We start from the raw sequence: 18,473 nt of genomic DNA, 5'->3' as shown, positions 1-18,473 counted from the left end.
GGAGAGCCCTCCACCCGAGGATGGAGAGCCCCCCGGACCGGCCCTCAGCCCAGCACCCGCTCCAGCGTCCCGAGTGCGGACCGCAGCTCCTCCGCCGTGATCGTCAGCGGCGGTGCCAGGCGGATCGTGGAGCCGTGGGTGTCCTTCGCCAGGACACCCTCCCGCATCAGACGCTCGCTGATCTCGCGCCCGGTGCCGATCGCCGGGTCGATGTCGACGCCCGCCCACAGCCCGCGGGAGCGGAAGCCCAGCACCCCCCTGCCCACCAGCTCGGTCAGCCCGTCCCGCAGGATCACGCCCAGCTCGGCGGCCCGCCGCTGGAACTCGCCGGTCTCCAGCAGTTCGAGCACCGCGATGCCGACCGCCGCCGCGAGCGGGTTGCCGCCGAACGTCGAGCCGTGCTCGCCCGGGTGCAGCACGCCCAGCACCTCGCGCCGGGCCACCACCGCCGACACCGGCACGATGCCGCCGCCGAGCGCCTTGCCGAGCAGCAGCACGTCCGGCACCACGTCCTCGTGGTCGACGGCGAGCGTACGGCCCGTACGCCCGAGGCCCGACTGGATCTCGTCCGCGATGAACAGACATCCCTCGCGCCGGGTCAGCTCGCGCACGCCCGTCAGATAGCCCTCGTCCGGGATGACCACACCGGCCTCGCCCTGGATGGGCTCGATCAGCACCGCCGCCGTGTTCTCGTCGACGGCCTCCTCCAGCGCGGCCAGGTCGTTGTAGGGCACGATCTTGAAGCCCGGGGTGAACGGGCCGAAGCCCGCCCGCGCCGTCTCGTCGGTGGAGAAGCTGACGATCGTCGTCGTACGGCCGTGGAAGTTGTCCGCCGCGACCACGATCGTGGCCCGGTCGGCGGGGACGCCCTTGACGTCGTAGGCCCACTTGCGGGCCACCTTGATGCCGCTCTCCACCGCCTCGGCGCCCGTGTTCATCGGCAGCACCATGTCCAGGCCGGTCAACGCGGCGAGCCGCTCGGCGAACTCGGCGAGCCGGTCGTTGTGGAACGCCCGGGAGGTGAGGGTCAGCTGGTCCAGCTGGCGATGGGCGGCCTCGATCAGCGCCGGGTGACGATGGCCGAAATTGAGCGCCGAGTACCCCGAGAGCATGTCCAGATAGCGACGGCCCTCGACGTCCTCCACCCAGGTGCCCTCGGCCCGCGCCACGACCACCGGCAGCGGGTGGTAGTTGTGCGCCAGGACCGGTTCCTCCGCACGGATCAGGTCTGCGGACGTACGGGTGCGCGCGGGTGCGGTCATCAGCGGATCTCCTGGGTGCAGCACTTGATGCCACCGCCGGCCTTGTGGAACTCCGACAGGTCGACGGGGACGGGGACGTAACCGTGGTCGGCGAGGCGCTCGGACAACGCCTCCGCCTGGGGTGCGATGAACACGTGCCGGCCGTCGGACACCGAGTTCAGGCCCCAGGACATCGCGTCCTCGCGGGTGGCCTCCACCGCGTCCGGGAACAGACGCCGCAGCACCTCGCGGCTGCCCGGCGAGAACGCCTCCGGGTAGTAACAGACATTGGCGTCGTCCAGCACGAACAGCGCCGTGTCCAGATGGTAGAAGTACGGATCCACCAGTGTCAGGCCGATCACCGGGTGCCCCAGGAACTCCTGCGCCTCGCGATGCGCCTCCCGGGTGGTGCGGAACCCGGTGCCGGCCAGTACGTACCGGCCCGTCCACACCAGGTCGCCCTCGCCCTCGGACACCGCCTCTGGGCGGTACACGGTGTAGCCCGCCGCCTTGAACCAGGTGTCGTAGTGCAGCGACTCGGGGCGCCGCTCCGGCGCGTGGAACAGCGAGCCGAAGACCCGGCCGCCGACCACACAGGCCGCGTTGGCCGCGAACACCATGTCCGGCAGGCCCGGCACCGGCTCGACGGCGTCGACGGTATGGCCGTGGGCGCGGTAGGTGCGGATCAGCTCCTGCCACTGCTCGCGCGCCAGATCCACGTCGACCGGCCGGTCGGGGTTCATCCAGGGGTTGATCGCGTACTGCACCGCGAAGTGTCTGGGTTCACAGACGAGGAAGCGCCGGGGGCGCGATTCACGGCTTTCGGACACAGAGGGTTCCCTCCGGTTTCCGTCTGTCACTGTTGGGTGGTTCCACCGTAGGAAGGAACGAGGACGCGCGACAAGTGCAAAAAGCTGCGTGGACCTGCAACATCGCTGCGTTGTCCGGCTCGGTCACGCAGGCCTGGTGCGCATACTTGCGATCTCCCTCCGGGGTTCGTCTCCGCGTCATTCGGGGGCCGCCTGGGTGGCACCCGCCTCCGGACTGTCGGGGATGAGGTGGGAGAGCACCATCACGCTGATCGTCTTCCGGATGAAGGGCACGGTGCGGATCCGCTCCAGCACCTCCTCGAAGTGCTCCACGTCCCGCGCCCGCACGTGCAGCAGCGCGTCCGCGCCGCCGGTCACCGTCATGGCCGCGGTGATCTCCGGATGGTTGCGGACGACCTCCGCGAGCCGCCGGGGCGGGGCCGCGCCCTCGCAGTAGACCTCGACGTACGCCTCCGTGCGCCAGCCGAGGGCGGAGGGCTCCACCGTCGCCGTGAACCCGGTGATCACCCCGGTCTCGCGCAGCCGGTCCACGCGCCGCTTGACCGCCGTGGCGGACAGCCCGATCACGGCGCCGATCTCGGCGAAGCTGGTCCTGGCGTTCGCCATCAGCGCGGTGATGATCTTGCGGTCGAGTTCGTCGAAGGACGCGGTCCTGCTGCTCATGCGGGCAATGTAATCGGCCAGGAGCGTCCGGGGCGCCGGGGGCGGCTACGACTGGGTGACGGCCATGGCGAGGGTCAGCAGCCCCAGCACCACCCAGCCGAACCACAGCCGGCCGTCGCCGCCGAGCGCGACGGTGTAGGCGGTCACGGCGACCAGGGTGCCGACCGTGAGCGCGCCCATCGCCTTCGTGGGGCCGTGGACGGAGCCGTGCGGGGAACCCTGCGTGGAGCCGTGGGTGGAGCCGTGGCTGGAACCGGTCATCGCGAGACCCTCCTCCTGGTCCGTCCGACCATGGTGCCCCGGCGGCGGCCCGCAGGGGATACCCCGGGGGCGACCCGGACCCGGCGCCCGCGGGCGGCCGGGGCTCAGCCCTGGCGAGCGTTCAGGGACGCCAGGTACGCGTTGTAGTCCGCCAGCTCCTTGTCACCGTCCCGGTCCGCCTGCCGGTCCTTGCGCTTGGCCTGGCGCTGCTCGGAGCCGTACCACTGGAACAGCAGCGCGATCAGCACCAGCACGGACGGGACCTCGCTGAACGCCCAGGCGATGCCGCCTGCCGAGTTCTGGTCGGAGAGGGCGTCGATGCCGAGCGAGGCGGGCGGGTGCAGGTAGGTGCCCACCAACGGCGTCGACGCCATCATCAGCGCGATGCCGAAGAACGCGTGGAACGGCATGCCCGCGAACAGCTCCAGCATCCGCATCAGATGACCCGGCCGGTGCGGGCCCGGGTCCACGCCGATGATCGGCCAGAAGAAGACGACACCGACCGCGAGGAAGTGCACCATCATCGCGATGTGCCCGGTCCTGGAGCCCATCAGGAAGTCGAACAGCGGGGTGAAGTAGAGCCCGTACAGGCTCGCGATGAACATCGGGATGGTGAAGAGCGGGTGGGTGATGACCCGCATGTAGCGGCTGTGCAGCAGCATCAGCAGCAGTTCGCGCGGCCCCTTGCGGCCCCGGCCCGCGGTGGGCAGCGCGCGCAGCGCCAGGGTGACCGGGGCGCCGAGCACGACCAGGATCGGCGACAGCATGCTGATGATCATGTGCTGCACCATGTGCACGCTGAACATGACCATCCCGTAGTCGTTCAGCTTGGTGCACATCACCAGCATGATGGTCAGCACACCGACGACGTACGAGAAGGTGCGGGCCGCCGGCCACGCGTCACCGCGCCGGCGCAGCCGTACGACCCCCCACGCGTACAGGCCCAGCCCGAGCAGGCAGGTGATCAGGAAGAAGGGCTCGGCCGAGAACTCGAGCCCCCGCCCCAGCGTGAACGGCGGCAGATTCATCACCATGCCGTGCCCGCTGTGATCCATGTGTCCCATGTGACCCATGCGGCGGCTCCTGATTCATGGGGGTTGTACGTTTCTGTCCGCCCATAAGAGTAGGACCGCCCCCGATCATGCCGACGACCGGGGGCGCGTAGTCCAGGGGCGAACTAAAGCACGCACTCCGCCTCGTCGTACCGCTCGACCGGGACCGTCTTCAGCGTCTCCACTGCCTCGGCCAGCGACACCATCACGATGTCGGTGCCGCGCAGCGCCGTCATCATCCCGAACTCGCCCCGGTGCACCGCCTCCACGGCGTGCCAGCCGAAGCGGGTGGCCAGCACCCTGTCGTAGGCGGTCGGCGTGCCGCCGCGCTGCACATGCCCGAGGATGACCGGCCGGGCCTCCTTGCCGAGGCGCTGCTCCAGCTCGACGGAGAGCTGGCGGGCGATGCCGGCGAAGCGCTCGTGGCCGTAGACGTCCTTGCCGCCCTCGTCGAACTCCATGGAACCGGCGCGCGGCTTGGCGCCCTCGGCGGCGACCACGATGGCGAACCGCTTGCCCGCCGCGAACCGCGCGCCGACCTTCCGGGTCAACTCCTCGATGTCGAAGGGCCGTTCCGGTACGACGACGGCGTGGGCGCCGGCCGCCATGCCGGAGTGCAGGGCGATCCAGCCGGTGTGCCGGCCCATGACCTCCACGATCAGCACCCGCTGGTGGGACTCGGCGGTGGTCTTCAGCCGGTCCAGGGCCTCGGTCGCCACGGTCACGGCGGTGTCGAAGCCGAAGGTGACATCGGTGACAGCGATGTCATTGTCGATCGTCTTGGGCACGCCCACGATGGGCAGCCCGTTGTCCGACAGCAGCCGGGCCGCCTTGAGGGTGCCCTCGCCGCCGATCGGGATGATCGCGTCCAGACCCAGCTCCGCGACGTGCCCCCTGGCCCGCTCGACGCCGTCGCGCAGGTGCTCGGGGCGGACCCGGGAGGAGCCGAGGATGGTGCCGCCGCGGGCCAGGATGCCGCCGACGGCGTCGAGGTCGAGCTTCACGGAGTCGCACTCCAGGAGGCCCTTCCAGCCGTCCCGGAAACCGATGACCTCGTCGCCGTGGTCGGCGACCGCACGGTGCACGACGGACCGGATGACGGCGTTCAGGCCGGGGCAGTCGCCGCCGGACGTGAGGACACCAATGCGCATAGCCCGAATTACCTTCTCGAACGTGGGCCGGGAGACCGGACCACGTCGTCCGGCGGATTCCCGGCCACCCTACCGGCGTGAGGGGGTGGCTCCGTAGCGGGCGTCCGCCTGCTGGACGCGCCCGCCCAGATGAGCGGACAAGCCGTCAGGCGGGCCCGCCACGAGAGTGCCGGAACCCGCTGAGAAGGCCCTGACACGGGGCTCGCGCCGGTGCTCACCGCACCGAAGCCCGGTGCTCACCGCACCGAAGCCCGGTGCTCGCACAGCCGCGCGCGTACGGCTGTGCGAGCACCGGGCTCCTGCGCGACGTGTGCCTAGGCCGGCTGCTGCGCCGCCGCGATGCGCTCCTCGCGCAGGGCGTCGTACCAGCGGTCGTCGATCGGCGGCAGCGCGTTGACGTCGAGCGCCAGCTTCAGCAGCAGGTCGGCGATCAGCGGGTTGCGGGCGAGGACCGGTCCGTGCATGTACGTGCCGAAGACGGTGCCGTTGTACGCGCCCTCCGTGCCGTCCCCGGTGCCGTTGCCCCGGCCGATCTTGGTGCGGGCGAAGGGGCGGGCGGTCGGGCCCAGGTGGGTGACGCCCTGGTGGTTCTCGAAGCCGGTCAGCGGGGGCAGGCCGAGCTGCGGGTCGATGTCGCCGAGCACGTCGCCGACGCACCGCTCGCCGTCGCCGCGCACCGAGACCACGTCGAGCAGGCCGAGGCCCGGCTCGCGCTGGCCGAGGTCGTTGATGAACTCGTGGCCGAGGATCTGGTAGCCGGCGCACACGGAGAACACGATGGCGCCGTTCTGCACCGCCCGCTGGAGGTGCCCGTCACGGCGCAGCCGCTCGGCCGCGAGCCGCTGCGGACGGTCCTCGCCGCCGCCGATCAGGTAGATGTCGCCGGAGGTCGGGATCGGCTGGTCGCTGCGCACGTCGAGCCGGGCCACGTCCAGGCCGCGCTGCCGGGCCCGGCGCTCGACGACGAGGGCGTTGCCCTGATCGCCGTAGGTGCTCAGCAGGTCCGGGTAGATCCACACCAGCCGCAGTTGGTTGTCGCTCATGAGGTGATCCCCTTCGAAGATCAGTTGCCGACGCGGCGGCGCAGGTCCTGGAACGCGGTGTAGTTCGCGATGACCTCGATCCGGCCGGGCGGGCACAGCTGCACGGCCTGGTCGAGGTTCTCGCAGACCTGGAAGTGCTGGCCCGCGACCTCCAGGCGTACCGCGAGGTCCAGCTTGCGGTCGCCGAGCACGAAGATCGGGTGACCGGTGAGCCGGGTGTAGTCGACGTCCCACAGCCAGGAGGTGTCGGTGCCGTCGGCCCCGCGGGCGTTCACGGACAGGATCACCGGGGCGGGCGGCGGGTCGATCAGCGAGAAGGTCTCCAGCCAGCCGGCCGGGTTCTTGGCCAGCAGCAGGCGCAGGTCGCGGTTCTGGAACTGCACGACGTCGTACCGGCCGGCCACCGCCTGCACCTGGTACATCCGCTCCAGGGCGACCTGCGGCGGCACCCCGAAGACGGCGGCGACGGCCGCGGAGCTGGCCGCGTTGGCCTTGTTGGCGCGGCCCGGCAGCTGGAGATGGATCGGCCAGGCGGAGCCGTGCGGGTCGAGGACGTGGTCCCCGGACAGCGCCCAGGTGGGCGTGGGCCGGCGGAAGCCGCACTCGCCGCAGAACCAGTCCTCGCCGGGGCGCTGCATCACGCCACCGCAGGACGGGCAGGACCAGGCGTCGTCCTTCCACATCTGCCCGGCCGCGACCCAGACCACGTTCGGGGACGAGGAGGCGGCCCACACGACCAGCGGGTCGTCGCAGTTGGCGATGACGACCGCCTTGGAGCCGGCCAGGCCCTCGCGCCAGTTCTCGGCGAGCATCCGGGTCTCGGCAGCGCGGTCGAGCTGGTCGCGGGAGAGGTTCAGCAGCGCGATGCACTTCGGGTCGGTGTCCCGGGCCACTCCGGCCAGGTACTTCTCGTCGACCTCTATGACGCCGAACTTGGCTTCCGAGCCGCCCGCGAGGGCGGAGGTGATCCCGGCCGGCATGTTGGCGCCGAGCGCGTTCGACACGACCGGGCCCGCGGCGCGCAGCGCCTCCGCGATGAGCCGGGTCGTGGTGGTCTTGCCGTTGGTGGCGGACACCAGGATGACGTCCAGGTTCTGGGCCAGCCGGGCCAGGAGGTCGGGGTCGAGTCTCAGCGCGATCTTGCCGCCGATCACCGACCCGCTGCCCCGTCCGGCGGCCCGTGATGCCGCCGCGACCGCCTTGCCCGCGGTCACGGCCAGCTTGGCCCGCGGCGTGAGCGGGTCCGAGTTGCCTGCCATCAGTTCTCGATCCTCCTTGCGTACGCGCCGCGCCTGGGGCCATCCGGCAACGTGGTGTGAACCCTCAGCCTATCGAGATCCATTCGCACACCCGAATCCCGGTCCGCATCCGCTGCGGCGGGCATGAGCTGAACGAACCGTACCCTTGCCGCCATGCGACACGGTTCCATTCCGGGCGTCCACGGGCGCGTCCGGCCTCTCACCCTGCTCGGCGACCCCCGGCTGCGCGAACACTGCGGGGACGTCACCGACTTCGGCCCCGACCTGGCGGCACTCGTGGAGGACCTGTTCGCCACGATGTACGCGGCCCAGGGGGTGGGCCTGGCCGCGAATCAGATCGGGGTGCCGCTGCGGGTGTTCGTCTACGACTGCCCGGACGACGACGATGTCCGGCATCTCGGGCATGTGGTGAATCCCCGCCTGGTGGCGGCGGACGGGATCGTGCTGCGGGGCCCCGAGGGCTGCCTGTCCCTGCCGGGCCTGGAGGCGGGCACGGAGCGGTACGACCACGCGGTGGTCGAGGGGCTCACGGTCACCGGCGAGCCCGTCACCGTCCATGGCACGGGCTTCTTCGCGCGCTGCCTCCAGCACGAGTGCGACCACCTGGAGGGCCAGGTGTACGCGGACCGTGTGACGGGGTGGCGCAAGAGGAGGCTGGAGCGGCGGATCGGGCGGGCCTCCTGGGGCCGGTGAACCTCGCGGGACCCGGAACCGGTGGCCCTTCCGGGAACCCGTGACCCGGTGGCCCGGATCCGGTCGCTCAGAACCCCGGGCCGCCCACCCGGTCCCCGGCGGCCGCCAGCCGCCCCCACAGCAGGTCCGCGAGGGAGCGCACCAACTCGGCGCGGGAGCAGGGGCGTTCGCCGAGCCACCAGTCGCCGGCCGCGTGCATCATCCCGACGATCCCGTGTCCCCAGACCCGGGCGAGCCGCTGGCTGTCGGGACCGAGGTCCACCCGCTCCTCGATGACCTGGGCCAGCTCCTCGCCCATCCGGCGCAGCAGCGGGGCGCTGTGCTTGCCGACGTCGAAGCCCTGGTCGGAGCCGGCGCTGCCCTCGGAGGGATGCATCAGGAACCGGTAGACCTGGGGCCGGGCCTCGATGGCGGCGAGGTAGGTGTCCAGCGTGGACTCCACCCGCTCGCGCCGGTCCGCGGGGGCGTCGAGCGCGGCCCGCAGGGAGGACAGCAGGGCGTCGGTGTGCCGCTTGGCGAGCGCGGCGTAGAGCCCGCCCTTGTCGCCGAAGTGCCGGTAGAGGATGGGCTTGGTGATCCCCGCCTCGGCGGCGATCGCGTTCATCGACGCCTGCGGGCCGTCCCGGAGCACCACCCGGTCGGCGGCCTCCAGCAACTCGCGCCGTCGGCGGTAGGCGGACCGCTGCTGATCGGTCCGCTGTCTGGTGTCCATGAGTGCTCTCCCCGCCCGTGTTGATTCGGTGACGCCTGCGCAAACTAACACTGACCGGGCCGCTGACATCGAACGGGATGCCGAGGAGTCAGTGCAGGTTGACTTTTTCTACCCGCCGGTAACAGACTCGGGTTACCGCAAGTAACACATCGTACCGCCGCTGGAGGGGACATGGCCGAGTTCACCATGGAGCTGAACGACGAGCAGAGGGAAGTCCGGGACTGGCTCCATGGCTTCGCCGCCGATGTGATCCGGCCCGCGGCCGCCGAGTGGGACGAGCGCGAGGAGACCCCCTGGCCGGTCATCCAGGAGGCCGCGAAGGTCGGCATCTACTCCCTCGACTTCTACGCGCAGCAGTACTTCGACCCCACCGGCCTCGGCATTCCGATGGCCATGGAGGAGCTGTTCTGGGGCGACGCGGGGATAGCCCTGTCCATCGTGGGCACCGGCCTGGCCGCGGTGGGCGTCCTCGCCAACGGCACCGAGGAGCAGATCGGCACCTGGATCCCGCAGATGTACGGCGACGCCACCGACGTCAAGGTCGCCGCGTTCTGCTCCTCCGAGCCCGACGCGGGCTCCGACGTGGCGTCCATGCGCACGCGTGCGGTGTACGACGAGGCCAAGGACGAATGGGTGATCAACGGCACGAAGACCTGGGCGACCAACGGCGGCATCGCCAACGTCCACGTCGTGGTCGCCAGCGTCGACCCGGAGCTGGGCTCCAAGGGTCACGCCTCCTTCATCATCCCGCCGGGCACCCGGGGCCTCGCGCAGGGGCAGAAGTTCAAGAAGCACGGAATCCGCGCCTCGCACACCGCCGAGGTCGTCCTCGACGGCGTGCGGGTTCCCGGTTCCTGCCTGCTCGGCGGCAAGGAGAAGCTGGACGAGCGTCTGGCGCGCGCCCGGGAGAGGGCGAGGGCGGCCGGCGGTGCGGGGGCGTCCCCGGCCGAAGGCCCGGGGAGGGTGAAGAACGCGGCGATGGCCACGTTCGAGGCGTCCCGGCCCGCGGTGGGCGCGATGGCCGTCGGCACCGCCCGCGCCGCTTACGAGGTCGCGCTGGAATACGCCATGACCCGCGAGCAGTTCGGGCGTCCCGTCATCGACAACCAGGGCGTCGCCTTCCAGCTCGCCGACATGCGGACGCAGATCGACGCGGCGCGGCTGCTGGTGTGGCGGGCGTCCTGGATGGCCGTCAGCGGCAAGCGGTTCACGGCCGCCGAGGGCTCGATGTCGAAGCTGTTCGCCAGCGAGACCGCGAAGAAGGTGACCGCGCAGGCGATCCAGATCCTGGGCGGGAACGGGTACACCCGGGAATACCCGGTCGAGCGCATGCACCGGGACGCGGCCATCTACACCATTTTCGAGGGGACCAGCGAGATCCAGCGGCTCGTCATCGCGCGGACCCTCTCGGGAATGCCGATTCGGTAGCGCGGCAGAGGGAACCGCGCGACCCCGGCCGACTGCGGGCAGTGGCCGGTCGCGCAGTTCCCCGCGCCCCTCCGGGGCGCCCGTCTCACCCGTGTCTCAGAGGCGTGAGTTGCTCGATGTCGTACTTCAGCCGCAACGCCTCTATCGCCTCCTGGTCGGGCGGGCCGCCGGCGCGGAGGATCTCGAGGAGTTCCTCGAAATAGCGCTCGTGGTCGGGGGGCGGGCTCGCCTGGAAGAACATCTTGGCGGGAGTGTCCGTCGGGTTGGCGAAGGCGTGCGGGCAGCCGGGGGGTACGACGATCACCGTGCCCGGGGTCGCCCGGACCACCCGGTTGCCCGAACTCGACTCCCACCCCTTCCAGTTGTCGGGGGTACGGATGCGGGGCTCGAAGGCGAGCACGTCCAGCTCGCCCTCCAGGACGTAGAACAACTCCTCGCTGCGGGTGTGCACATGGGCGCCGACGTCGAAGCCCGGCGGGACCTCCACCTCGAAGGTGGAGGCCATCCGCGAGTGCGTGCCGGTGACCTTGAACGTGACCCGCTGTGCGGGCGTCTCCACCACCCGGCCCTTGCCGGGAGGCACGAGCAGCCCGTCGACCGATGCCGACGTCAGCCCTTCGACCGTCGTCATCGCCGGCTCACCACATCACCGGCAGGGCCTCGGGGCCGCGGATGAGCGCGCCCTTCTTGAAGGGCACATCCTCGGGCGGTACGGCCAGCCGCAGCCCCGGGATCCGGTCCAGCAGCGCGTCCACCAGCAGCTCGGACTCCAGCCGGGCGAGCTGTCCACCCGGACAGTAGTGCGGGCCGAAGCCGAAGGACACATGCGGGTTGGGACAGCGGGAGAAGTCGATCTCCTCCGGGTCGGGGAAGACCTCCGGGTCGCGGTTCGCGGCCAGGTACGACACGTAGACCGCGTCGCCCGCGCGGATGCGGACACCCCGGATCTCCACGTCCTCCAGGGCGATCCGGGACAGCCCGACCGCGTTGCGGTGCGGGATGTACCGCAGCAGCTCGTCGATCGCCCTCGGCCGGATCTCCGGTTCCGCGCGCAGCCGTTCGGCCAGTTCGGGGCGGGTCAGCAGCAGATAGAACATCTGCCCGCTGTTGTTGGTGACCGCCTCGCCTCCGATCTGGAGGAGGACGGCGAGTCCGACGGCCTCCTCCAGGGTGACCTCGCCCCGGCCCACGGCGGCACCCAGCAGCGAGGTGACGTCCTCGGCGGTGCTGCTCCCGCGCGCCCCGACGAGGCCGGAGAAGTACGCGCTCATCTCGCGCTTGGCCCGCTCACTGACGTCCTTGCCGTGCGCGGAGGACAGGATCAGCTGGGTCCACTCGTGCATGTCGTGCCGGTCGGCGGCCGGGACGCCCATCAGCTCGCAGATCACCGCGATGGGGAACGGGCTGAGGATCGCCGCCGTCAGATCGGCCGGCGGGCCGTCCTTCAGCAGCCGGTCGATCTGCTCGTCCAGCATGTCGCGGGCCTTCTCGCGCACCCGCTCCACGCCCTTGGCGGTGAAGGCCGCGGTGACCGAGCGGCGCAGCCGCGTGTGGTCGGGCGGGTCCAGGAAGCCGACCGCGCCGCGATCCGGAATGAAGTGCGGGGCGAGCCGGGTGACCGGCTTGTCCATGACCGCCTCGCGGCCGAAGCGGGGGTCGTTGGTCACCATGCGCACGTCGTCGTGCCGGGTGACCAGCCACGCCCAGCCCTCGCCGTTGGGCAGCTGGATGCGGGTGACCGGGCCCTCGCGCATCAGCTCGGCGAGCACCGGGTCGAAGTCGGTTCCGGTGAGGTCGAGCGCCGGCCAGTGGCGGACCGGCGGCACGGCCTCGGTGAGCGTCGCCTCCTCGGTCTCCGTCATCGCCCGCCCCCGTCGCCGTCGCTCCAGCGGCCCACCGTCATCTCGGCGGTGATGCCGGGACCGAAGCCGGCGAGCAGCCCGCGCGCCCGGTCCTCGGCGCCGCCCTCGTCGAACAGCCGGCGCAGCGCGTCCAGGACGACGGCGCTCGCGATGTTGCCGTACTCGGTGAGCGTGGACCGGCTGAACCGGAACGCGTTCGGCTCGACCTCCAGAAACTTGCTGAGGTCGTCGAGGATGCGGGGGCCGCCGGCGTGGATGATGTAGAAGTCCAGGTCGGCGGCGTCCCAGCCGTGGTTGCCCGCCAGGTCCTTGAGCGCCGGGGCGAGCGGCTCCATGGTGGTCGGCACCCGCTTGTCCAGCAGGAAATGGAAGCCGGTGGCCCGGACGTCGTAGGCGATCCAGTCCTCGGTCTTCGGGATCAGGTAGGAGCCGTTGCGCTCCAGCTTGACGCCCCGGCCGCCGCGTCCGCGCACCACGGCGGCGGCGATGCCGTCACCGAACAGGCCGTTGGACAGCAGCGAGCCGACGCCGAGGTCGGTGGGCTGGTAGCACAGCGAGCAGAACTCGCAGGCCACGATGAGCGCGTTGGCGTTCGGGTACGCCGTGCAGAAGTCGTGGGCCCGGTTGATCGCCGCGCCGCCGGCCGCGCAGCCCAGCTGGGCTATGGGGAGCTGCCGGGTGGTGCTGTCGAAGTCCATCTCGTTGATCAGCCACGCCGTGAGCGAGGGCATCATGAAGCCCGTGCACGACACGTAGATGATCACGTCGATGTCGGTGGTGAGGAGTTCGGCGTCGTCCAGTGCCCGCTGGATCACCGCGGGCACCCGGGCCTTGGCCTCGTGCTCGTAGAGCTTGTTGCGGTCCTCGAAGCCGGGGTGCTTGAGGGTCTCCTCGATGGGCTGCACGATGTGCCGGGTCTTCACGCCGGTGTTCTCGATGAGCCTCAGTGCCAGCGCCAGTTGAGGGTGGTCCGCGTGGCGGGAGCGCGCCAGCTCCAGCGTCTCCTCCATCGTGATCACGTGCTCCGGGACCGACACCGAGGGTCTGCACAAAGTCGCCATGAACCGTCCCTGCTTTCCGCGTGTCCGGCGGGCCTTCACCCACCGGTCAGAAGGTGGTTCACCTCAGGAGGTGCTCCACCCACCGTCACCCGTCAGGACCACGATCTCGCGCTGGGTTACTCCGAACCGGGGACGCCGTGTCGGGCTCGAAGGAGGACTTCCGACGCCGGAAGAGGGAAAAATCCACGTCGGCCGTTAACGCGAAAGCCCTGCTGGGGACGGCCGTCGCGGCCTTCGCCCCGGAGCCCGCGGCCAACCGGTCCGTGCCGCTCGCCGAAAGCGGCGAGGCACCCGTCGGGACCCTGGCCCAGCGGCGCTCGGACGGTGGTGGGCGCCCCCCCGCCGACCGGGCCGCCTTCGAACACCCGGCCGCCGGGCGTCTCGGGGCCTTCGCCGAGACGCGCGGGGTCACGGTGGGACGCGCGCGGGTACGCCCCCTGGGCCTGCTGCCGGGTCTGTTCTGCGTGGGCCGCCCGGCTCGCCCTTACCGCGTCCCCGGCGGACGCGGGGCGGCCACCGTGTCCGTGTCGCCACGGGCCCGCGGGCGACGGGGGCGGCCTCGGCGGTGCTCGACGCCGACGTGCTGGACACCGGTCTGGCGCACACCTGCGGAGGCCCGCTCCGGACGGGCGAGGCGATGTCCTGGAGCGGGCCGGCCGCGAGCCCCTGGACGGCTACGGCGCCCCGCTGCTGTGCGCGATGCACGCCACGTCGATACGGTCGGCGAGCTTGGCGAGTTCGATCGTCAGCTCGGCCACCGTGTGCTCGTCCAGCCTCGGTTCCCCGGTCTCGACCAGCCGCAGCCAGCGTCCGCCCACGGTCCGCAACAACTTGCTCACATCGGCGGCGGCCACCTGAAGGGTCCCGCGGTCGTCGACGATCAGAGGCAGAGTCACTTCGCGGTTCACAAAAGAAGATGGTAGCCGCGCATACCTCACGCACTCTGCCAAACCGTGGTGATGTTGCAGAACTCCCGCATTCCGTGCCCGGACAGCTCACGTCCGTACCCCGAGCGCTTCACGCCACCGAAGGGGAACGCCGGGTGGGAGGCGGTCATCCCGTTGACGTACACCGCCCCGGCCTCCAGGTCGCGCGTGAACCGCTCGACTTCGCTCTCCTCACGCGTCCATACGTTCGAACTCAGCCCGAACGGCGAGTCGTTGGCGATGAGCAGCGCCTCGTCCAGGTCGCCGGCCCGGTACAGCGTGGCGACCGGGCCGAACGCCTCCTCGCGGTGGACGCGCATCTCGCGGGTGATCCCGGCGAGCACGGTCGGCGGGTAGTACCAGCCGGGACCGTCGGGGCGGCTTCCGCCGCACAGCACCTCGGCCCCGCTGCGCTTCGCGTCGTCCACCAGCTCCTCCAGGTCCGCGCGTCCCTGCTCGCTGGAGAGCGGCCCGACCTCGGTGTCCTCCTCCAGCGGATCGCCGACCCTGAGGGCCTTCATGCCCGCCACGAACCGCTCGGCGAAGGCGTCGTAGACGTCGCCGTGCACGATGAACCGCTTGGCCGCGATGCAGGACTGCCCGTTGTTCTGCACGCGCGCGGTCACCGCCACCTCGGCGGCCCGGTCGATGTCGGCGGAGGGCATGACCACGAACGGGTCGCTGCCGCCCAGCTCCAGGACCGTTTTCTTGATCATCTCGCCGGCCGTGGAGGCCACCGCCCGCCCGGCGGGCTCGCTGCCCGTGAGGGTGGCCGCCTTGACGCGCTCGTCGCGCAGGATGTCGTCCACCGCGGCGGAGCCGACCAGCAGCGTCTGGAAACAGCCCTCCGTGAAGCCCGCCCGGTGGAACAGGTCCTCCAGATACAGGGCCGTCTGCGGGACGTTGGAGGCATGCTTGAGCAGGCCCACGTTGCCCGCCATCAGCGCGGGCGCGGCGAACCGGATCACCTGCCAGAGCGGGAAGTTCCAGGGCATCACCGCGAGCACCGGGCCCAGCGGACGGTAGCGGACCCGTACCCGCATCGCCCCGGAGTCACGGACGTCCGACTCGGCGGGCTCCTCGTCGGCGAGCAGGGCCTCGGCGTGCTCCGCGTACCAGCGCATGGCCTTGGCGCACTTGGCCGCCTCCGCGCGGGCCTGCTTGACCGGCTTTCCCATCTCGGTGGTCATGACCCTGCCGATCTCCTGCAGGTCCTCGTCCAGCAGGTCCGCGGCCCTGTTCAGCAGCCGGGCGCGCTCGGCGAACGGGGTCGTCCGGTACGTGCGGAACGTGGCCTCGGCGAGCTGGAGCCGGCGTTCCAGCTCCTCCTCGCCCATGGCCTCGTACGTCTTGAGCGTCTCGCCGTTCGCCGGATTCACCGTCGCGATGGGCATGGCTGACCTCCCCTGGAAGCGGGCTGTGCTTCGACCTTCGCGCGCGGCCCGCCGGGGCGCAACGCCAGGTCGCCTGTTCAGCCCGAGTGCTCCGCCAGCCGGTCGAGAAACGCGGTCTGCGCTGTGACGAGCACCTCGCGGGCCTTTGCCAGGCCGAGCCAGGCCACCCGGTCCAGCTCCGGGAACCGGGCCTGCCGCCCCGAGCGCGGCGGCCACTCCATGGTGAAGGTGCCGGGGCTGAAGCCGGTCAGGTCCGGGTCTCCGGCCAGCGCCCAGGCGGTGACGACCTTGCCGTTGCGCTGCACGACCTCGCCGAGCGGTACGGGCTCCCCGTCGGGCGGCGCGATGCCCAGCTCCTCCCGGAACTCCCGCCGGGCCGCGTCCCAGGGGGGCTCGTCGGCCTCGTACTCGCCCTTGGGGACGGTCCAGGCGCCGGCCTCCTTCTTCGCCCACAGCGGGCCGCCCATATGGCCGAGCAGCACCTCGATCCCGTCGTCGGTGCGCCGGTACACCAGCAGCCCCGCGCTGCGTCTCGTCGTACGCACCGTCACGGTGTGACCTCCGGGTGGGCGGAGAGCAGGGACTCCACGGTATCGGCCTCGGCGGGGCCCTTGTCCTCGCGGTAGCGGACCACACGGGCGAAGCGCAGGGTGACGCCGGCCGGGTAGCGGGAGGAGCGCTGGAGGCCGTCGTAGGCGATCTCCACGACGAGTTCGGGCCGCACCCGGACCGTCCGGCCGTCGTCCTCGACCGCCAGCCGTCCGAGCCGCTCGGTCTGCCAGGCGAGCAGCGCGTCCGTCAGGCCCTTGAAGGTCTTGCCGAGCATCGCGAAGCCGCCGTCCGCGGTGCGGGCCCCGAGGTGCAGGTTGGACAGCTTGCCGGTGCGCCTGCCGTGGCCCCATTCGGCGGCCAGCACCACGAGGTCGAGGGTGTGCACCGGCTTGACCTTGAGCCAGGCGGCGCCGCGGCGGCCCGCGCTGTAGGGGGCGGCCAGCGACTTCACCACCACGCCCTCGTGGCCGCGGGCCAGGCTGTCGGCGAGGAAGCGCTGCGCCGCCGGGATGTCCCCGGGGCCCTCGGCCAGCGTGCGCCGCACCCGCATCGGCTCGGGCACCAGCCGGGCCAGGTGCGTGTGCCGTTCGGCGAAGGGCAGGTCGAGCAGGTCGCGGCCGTCCACCGAGAGGACGTCGAAGAAGACCGGGGAGACCGGGACCTGCTCGGCCGCCCGCGCCACGTCCGTGCGGGAGCCGACGCGGCCCGCCGTCTCCTGGAGGGACCGGGGCCGTCCGGCCGCGTCGAAGGAGATCACCTCGCCGTCCAGGATGAACCGGTCGCCGCACAACTCCATCGCGGCGGCCGTCACTTCGGGCAGCCGGGCGGTGATGTCGTCCAGGGTGCGGGTGTGCACGCGGACCGTGCCGCCGTCCCGGTGCACCTGCACCCGGATGCCGTCCAGCTTCTCCTCCACCGCACAGGCGCCGAGCTTCTCCACGGCCTCGGCGACGGAGCTCGCGCTGTGCGCCAGCATCGGCAGCACGGGCCGCCCGACGGTGAGCCGGAACCGGTCGAGCGCGGCGGGTCCCTCGCCGAGCAGGGCCTGGGCGACGCTCCGCAGCGAGCCGGACAGCATCACCGCCCGGCGTACGTCCCGCGCCGCCGCGCCGGTGGCCCGCGCGAGGCCCTCCACCGCGACGGCGTCCAGCGCGCCCTGGCGGATCTCGCCGGTGAGCAGGCCGAGCAGGAAGCGCTGCTCGGCGTCGGTGGCCGCGCCCAGCAGAGCGCCGACGAGCCGGGCACGCTCGGCCTGGGAACCGGCCCCGGACACCCGGCCCAGCTCGGTGAGGGCCGCGTCGACCTCGCGGACGGTGAGGGTCGCCTCGGCCGCGGGCGGCACCCGCCGCCCCAGCACCTTCCAGCCGACTCCGAGCCGCCCCTGCGGCAGCCGGCCGGCGAGGTACGGGATGACGACCGGCACCTCCGCCGCCTCCGCCTCCCGGAACAATCCGGCGAGCAGCGCGACCTTGCGCGACCTGGCCGCCGTCGCCGCCACCTCCCCCGACACCTGCGCGAGCCGACTGAGCAACATGCCCTCAGGGTGCACCGAAGCCCGGGAGCCGACACCCGCACGAGCGCTCCCGACGGCGGGTGGCTGGACCCTCCCGCCGCGGACGAGGGCCGCGACCGCCTTCCCCGGTCGCCTTCCGGCCCGTGCGACATTGACAAAAGGTATTGCCGAAACTGCAATGGATTCATGGGTACCGAAGACGTCCTGGCGGAGGTGGGTCCCCGGCTGCGGCGGATCCGCAGGGAGCGGGAGGTGACGCTGGCGACGCTGTCCCGGTCCACCGGCATCTCCGTGAGCACGCTGTCGCGGCTGGAGTCCGGACTGCGCAGACCGAGCCTGGAGCTGTTGCTGCCGATCGCCCAGGCCCATCAGGTCCCGCTGGACGAGCTGGTGGGCGCGCCGCCGGTCGGCGATCCCCGGGTGCGGGCCGAGCCGGTGCGGCGCAACGGCCGTACGTTCTGGTCGCTGACCCGCCAGCCCGGCGGCCTCCAGGCGTACAAGGTGCTCGAACCCGGGCGGACGGACGAGCCGGAACCGCGCAGTCACGAGGGGTACGAGTGGCTGTACGTGCTGTCCGGGCGGCTGCGGCTGGTGCTCGGCGAGCACGACGTGGTGCTGTCGGCGGGGGAGGCGGCCGAGTTCGACACCCGCGTGCCGCACTGGTTCGGGTCGGCGGGGGAGGGGCCGGCGGAGTTCCTGAGCCTGTTCGGGCCGCAGGGGGAGCGGATGCATGTGCGGGCGCGTCCGGCGCCGCGCGGGGTGAGCCGTCCGGGGGGTGTTCCCTGATGGGCAAGCGACCGCTTAGTATGCGGGCGGATCCGGTCGGACGATG

General features: G+C 71.7%; 19 protein-coding genes. 3 read left to right on the top strand and 16 right to left on the bottom strand.

Annotated elements, in window-relative coordinates:
* Positions 1–44 precede the first annotated feature (44 nt).
* The 8 genes from rocD to VT52_RS22795 all read right to left on the bottom strand — a co-directional run bounded on the left by rocD (position 45) and on the right by VT52_RS22795 (position 7,500).
* Positions 45–1,262, bottom strand: coding sequence for an ornithine--oxo-acid transaminase (rocD, locus tag VT52_RS22830; protein ID WP_046417371.1), 1,218 nt, complete (start codon positions 1,260–1,262; stop codon positions 45–47).
* Positions 1,262–2,071 carry a dimethylargininase gene (ddaH, locus tag VT52_RS22825; protein ID WP_046417370.1) on the bottom strand — a complete coding sequence of 270 codons (810 nt, stop codon included), beginning with the start codon at positions 2,069–2,071 and terminating at the stop codon, positions 1,262–1,264. Before ddaH ends, rocD begins: the two co-directional genes overlap by 1 nt.
* A gap of 177 nt (positions 2,072–2,248) precedes the next feature.
* Positions 2,249–2,734, bottom strand: coding sequence for an Lrp/AsnC family transcriptional regulator (locus VT52_RS22820; RefSeq protein WP_046417368.1), 486 nt, complete (start codon positions 2,732–2,734; stop codon positions 2,249–2,251).
* A 45-nt stretch (positions 2,735–2,779) separates the two neighbouring features.
* Positions 2,780–2,995 carry a hypothetical protein gene (locus VT52_RS22815; protein WP_053055423.1) on the bottom strand — a complete coding sequence of 72 codons (216 nt, stop codon included), beginning with the start codon at positions 2,993–2,995 and terminating at the stop codon, positions 2,780–2,782.
* 104 nt (positions 2,996–3,099) lie between these two features.
* Complete coding sequence (locus VT52_RS22810) at positions 3,100–4,050, bottom strand: cytochrome c oxidase assembly protein (RefSeq protein WP_046417367.1); 951 nt, start codon at positions 4,048–4,050, stop codon at positions 3,100–3,102.
* Positions 4,051–4,172: 122 nt separating this feature from the next.
* Positions 4,173–5,198: a 6-phosphofructokinase gene (locus VT52_RS22805; protein WP_046417366.1), complete on the bottom strand. Its 1,026-nt coding sequence runs from the start codon at positions 5,196–5,198 to the stop codon at positions 4,173–4,175.
* Between the two features lie 314 nt (positions 5,199–5,512).
* Positions 5,513–6,241 carry a type 1 glutamine amidotransferase gene (locus VT52_RS22800; protein WP_046417364.1) on the bottom strand — a complete coding sequence of 243 codons (729 nt, stop codon included), beginning with the start codon at positions 6,239–6,241 and terminating at the stop codon, positions 5,513–5,515.
* 20 nt (positions 6,242–6,261) lie between these two features.
* The gene (locus VT52_RS22795; RefSeq protein ID WP_046417363.1) at positions 6,262–7,500 is read right to left on the bottom strand and encodes a MurT ligase domain-containing protein; all 1,239 of its coding nucleotides are present in this window, start codon (positions 7,498–7,500) and stop codon (positions 6,262–6,264) included.
* Positions 7,501–7,653: 153 nt separating this feature from the next.
* On the opposite strand from VT52_RS22795, the gene def reads away from it, so the two are divergent.
* Positions 7,654–8,193 (top strand): peptide deformylase, encoded by a 540-nt coding sequence (def, locus tag VT52_RS22790; RefSeq protein ID WP_046417362.1) that lies wholly within the window; start codon positions 7,654–7,656, stop codon positions 8,191–8,193.
* A 67-nt stretch (positions 8,194–8,260) separates the two neighbouring features.
* On the opposite strand, the gene VT52_RS22785 is transcribed toward def, so the two are convergent.
* Complete coding sequence (locus VT52_RS22785; protein ID WP_046417360.1) at positions 8,261–8,905, bottom strand: TetR/AcrR family transcriptional regulator; 645 nt, start codon at positions 8,903–8,905, stop codon at positions 8,261–8,263.
* A gap of 171 nt (positions 8,906–9,076) precedes the next feature.
* Between VT52_RS22785 and VT52_RS22780 the strand changes: the two genes are divergently transcribed.
* On the top strand, positions 9,077–10,333 hold the full coding sequence (locus tag VT52_RS22780; protein WP_046417359.1) for an acyl-CoA dehydrogenase family protein: 1,257 nt from the start codon (positions 9,077–9,079) through the stop codon (positions 10,331–10,333).
* A gap of 85 nt (positions 10,334–10,418) precedes the next feature.
* Here VT52_RS22780 and VT52_RS22775 read toward each other — a convergent pair whose 3' ends face one another.
* The 7 genes from VT52_RS22775 to VT52_RS22745 all read right to left on the bottom strand — a co-directional run bounded on the left by VT52_RS22775 (position 10,419) and on the right by VT52_RS22745 (position 17,662).
* On the bottom strand, positions 10,419–10,964 hold the full coding sequence (locus VT52_RS22775) for a cupin domain-containing protein (protein WP_046417357.1): 546 nt from the start codon (positions 10,962–10,964) through the stop codon (positions 10,419–10,421).
* A 7-nt stretch (positions 10,965–10,971) separates the two neighbouring features.
* Positions 10,972–12,195, bottom strand: coding sequence for a cytochrome P450 (locus VT52_RS22770; RefSeq protein WP_046417356.1), 1,224 nt, complete (start codon positions 12,193–12,195; stop codon positions 10,972–10,974).
* On the bottom strand, positions 12,192–13,256 hold the full coding sequence (locus VT52_RS22765; protein WP_046417354.1) for a type III polyketide synthase: 1,065 nt from the start codon (positions 13,254–13,256) through the stop codon (positions 12,192–12,194). Before VT52_RS22765 ends, VT52_RS22770 begins: the two co-directional genes overlap by 4 nt.
* A 674-nt stretch (positions 13,257–13,930) precedes the next feature.
* Entirely contained in the window at positions 13,931–14,164 is a 234-nt protein-coding gene (locus VT52_RS22760; RefSeq protein ID WP_079175207.1) for a DUF6213 family protein, read from the bottom strand.
* Positions 14,165–14,190: 26 nt separating this feature from the next.
* On the bottom strand, positions 14,191–15,576 hold the full coding sequence (locus VT52_RS22755) for an NADP-dependent succinic semialdehyde dehydrogenase (RefSeq protein ID WP_046417351.1): 1,386 nt from the start codon (positions 15,574–15,576) through the stop codon (positions 14,191–14,193).
* Positions 15,577–15,653: 77 nt separating this feature from the next.
* Entirely contained in the window at positions 15,654–16,127 is a 474-nt protein-coding gene (locus tag VT52_RS22750) for an NUDIX hydrolase (RefSeq protein WP_046417350.1), read from the bottom strand.
* Positions 16,124–17,662: an ATP-dependent DNA ligase gene (locus VT52_RS22745; protein ID WP_046417349.1), complete on the bottom strand. Its 1,539-nt coding sequence runs from the start codon at positions 17,660–17,662 to the stop codon at positions 16,124–16,126. Before VT52_RS22745 ends, VT52_RS22750 begins: the two co-directional genes overlap by 4 nt.
* A gap of 165 nt (positions 17,663–17,827) precedes the next feature.
* Here VT52_RS22745 and VT52_RS22740 point away from each other — a divergent pair, with 165 nt between their 5' ends.
* Complete coding sequence (locus VT52_RS22740) at positions 17,828–18,427, top strand: helix-turn-helix domain-containing protein (RefSeq protein ID WP_046417347.1); 600 nt, start codon at positions 17,828–17,830, stop codon at positions 18,425–18,427.
* The last annotated feature ends 46 nt before the right edge of the window (positions 18,428–18,473 follow it).

This window comes from Streptomyces malaysiense (genome assembly GCF_000980885.2).
Lineage (GTDB): Bacteria > Actinomycetota > Actinomycetes > Streptomycetales > Streptomycetaceae > Streptomyces > Streptomyces malaysiense.
The sequence above is the reverse complement of the archived record's forward strand: the minus strand, read 5'-3'. Positions and strand labels throughout refer to the sequence as shown.

Excerpts from the sequence above, each read along its gene's own strand:
- rocD (WP_046417371.1), bottom strand. The coding sequence starts at position 1,262 with ATGACCGCACCCGCGCGCACCCGTACGTCCGCAGACCTGATCCGTGCG.
- VT52_RS22810 (WP_046417367.1), bottom strand. The coding sequence starts at position 4,050 with ATGGATCACAGCGGGCACGGCATGGTGATGAATCTGCCGCCGTTCACG.
- VT52_RS22785 (WP_046417360.1), bottom strand. The coding sequence starts at position 8,905 with ATGGACACCAGACAGCGGACCGATCAGCAGCGGTCCGCCTACCGCCGA.
- def (WP_046417362.1), top strand. The coding sequence starts at position 7,654 with ATGCGACACGGTTCCATTCCGGGCGTCCACGGGCGCGTCCGGCCTCTC.
- VT52_RS22755 (WP_046417351.1), bottom strand. The coding sequence starts at position 15,576 with ATGCCCATCGCGACGGTGAATCCGGCGAACGGCGAGACGCTCAAGACG.
- VT52_RS22740 (WP_046417347.1), top strand. The coding sequence starts at position 17,828 with ATGGGTACCGAAGACGTCCTGGCGGAGGTGGGTCCCCGGCTGCGGCGG.
- VT52_RS22800 (WP_046417364.1), bottom strand. The coding sequence starts at position 6,241 with ATGAGCGACAACCAACTGCGGCTGGTGTGGATCTACCCGGACCTGCTG.
- VT52_RS22815 (WP_053055423.1), bottom strand. The coding sequence starts at position 2,995 with ATGACCGGTTCCAGCCACGGCTCCACCCACGGCTCCACGCAGGGTTCC.
- VT52_RS22745 (WP_046417349.1), bottom strand. The coding sequence starts at position 17,662 with ATGTTGCTCAGTCGGCTCGCGCAGGTGTCGGGGGAGGTGGCGGCGACG.
- VT52_RS22765 (WP_046417354.1), bottom strand. The coding sequence starts at position 13,256 with ATGGCGACTTTGTGCAGACCCTCGGTGTCGGTCCCGGAGCACGTGATC.
- VT52_RS22820 (WP_046417368.1), bottom strand. The coding sequence starts at position 2,734 with ATGAGCAGCAGGACCGCGTCCTTCGACGAACTCGACCGCAAGATCATC.
- VT52_RS22770 (WP_046417356.1), bottom strand. The coding sequence starts at position 12,195 with ATGACGGAGACCGAGGAGGCGACGCTCACCGAGGCCGTGCCGCCGGTC.
- VT52_RS22775 (WP_046417357.1), bottom strand. The coding sequence starts at position 10,964 with ATGACGACGGTCGAAGGGCTGACGTCGGCATCGGTCGACGGGCTGCTC.
- VT52_RS22805 (WP_046417366.1), bottom strand. The coding sequence starts at position 5,198 with ATGCGCATTGGTGTCCTCACGTCCGGCGGCGACTGCCCCGGCCTGAAC.
- VT52_RS22795 (WP_046417363.1), bottom strand. The coding sequence starts at position 7,500 with ATGGCAGGCAACTCGGACCCGCTCACGCCGCGGGCCAAGCTGGCCGTG.
- VT52_RS22780 (WP_046417359.1), top strand. The coding sequence starts at position 9,077 with ATGGCCGAGTTCACCATGGAGCTGAACGACGAGCAGAGGGAAGTCCGG.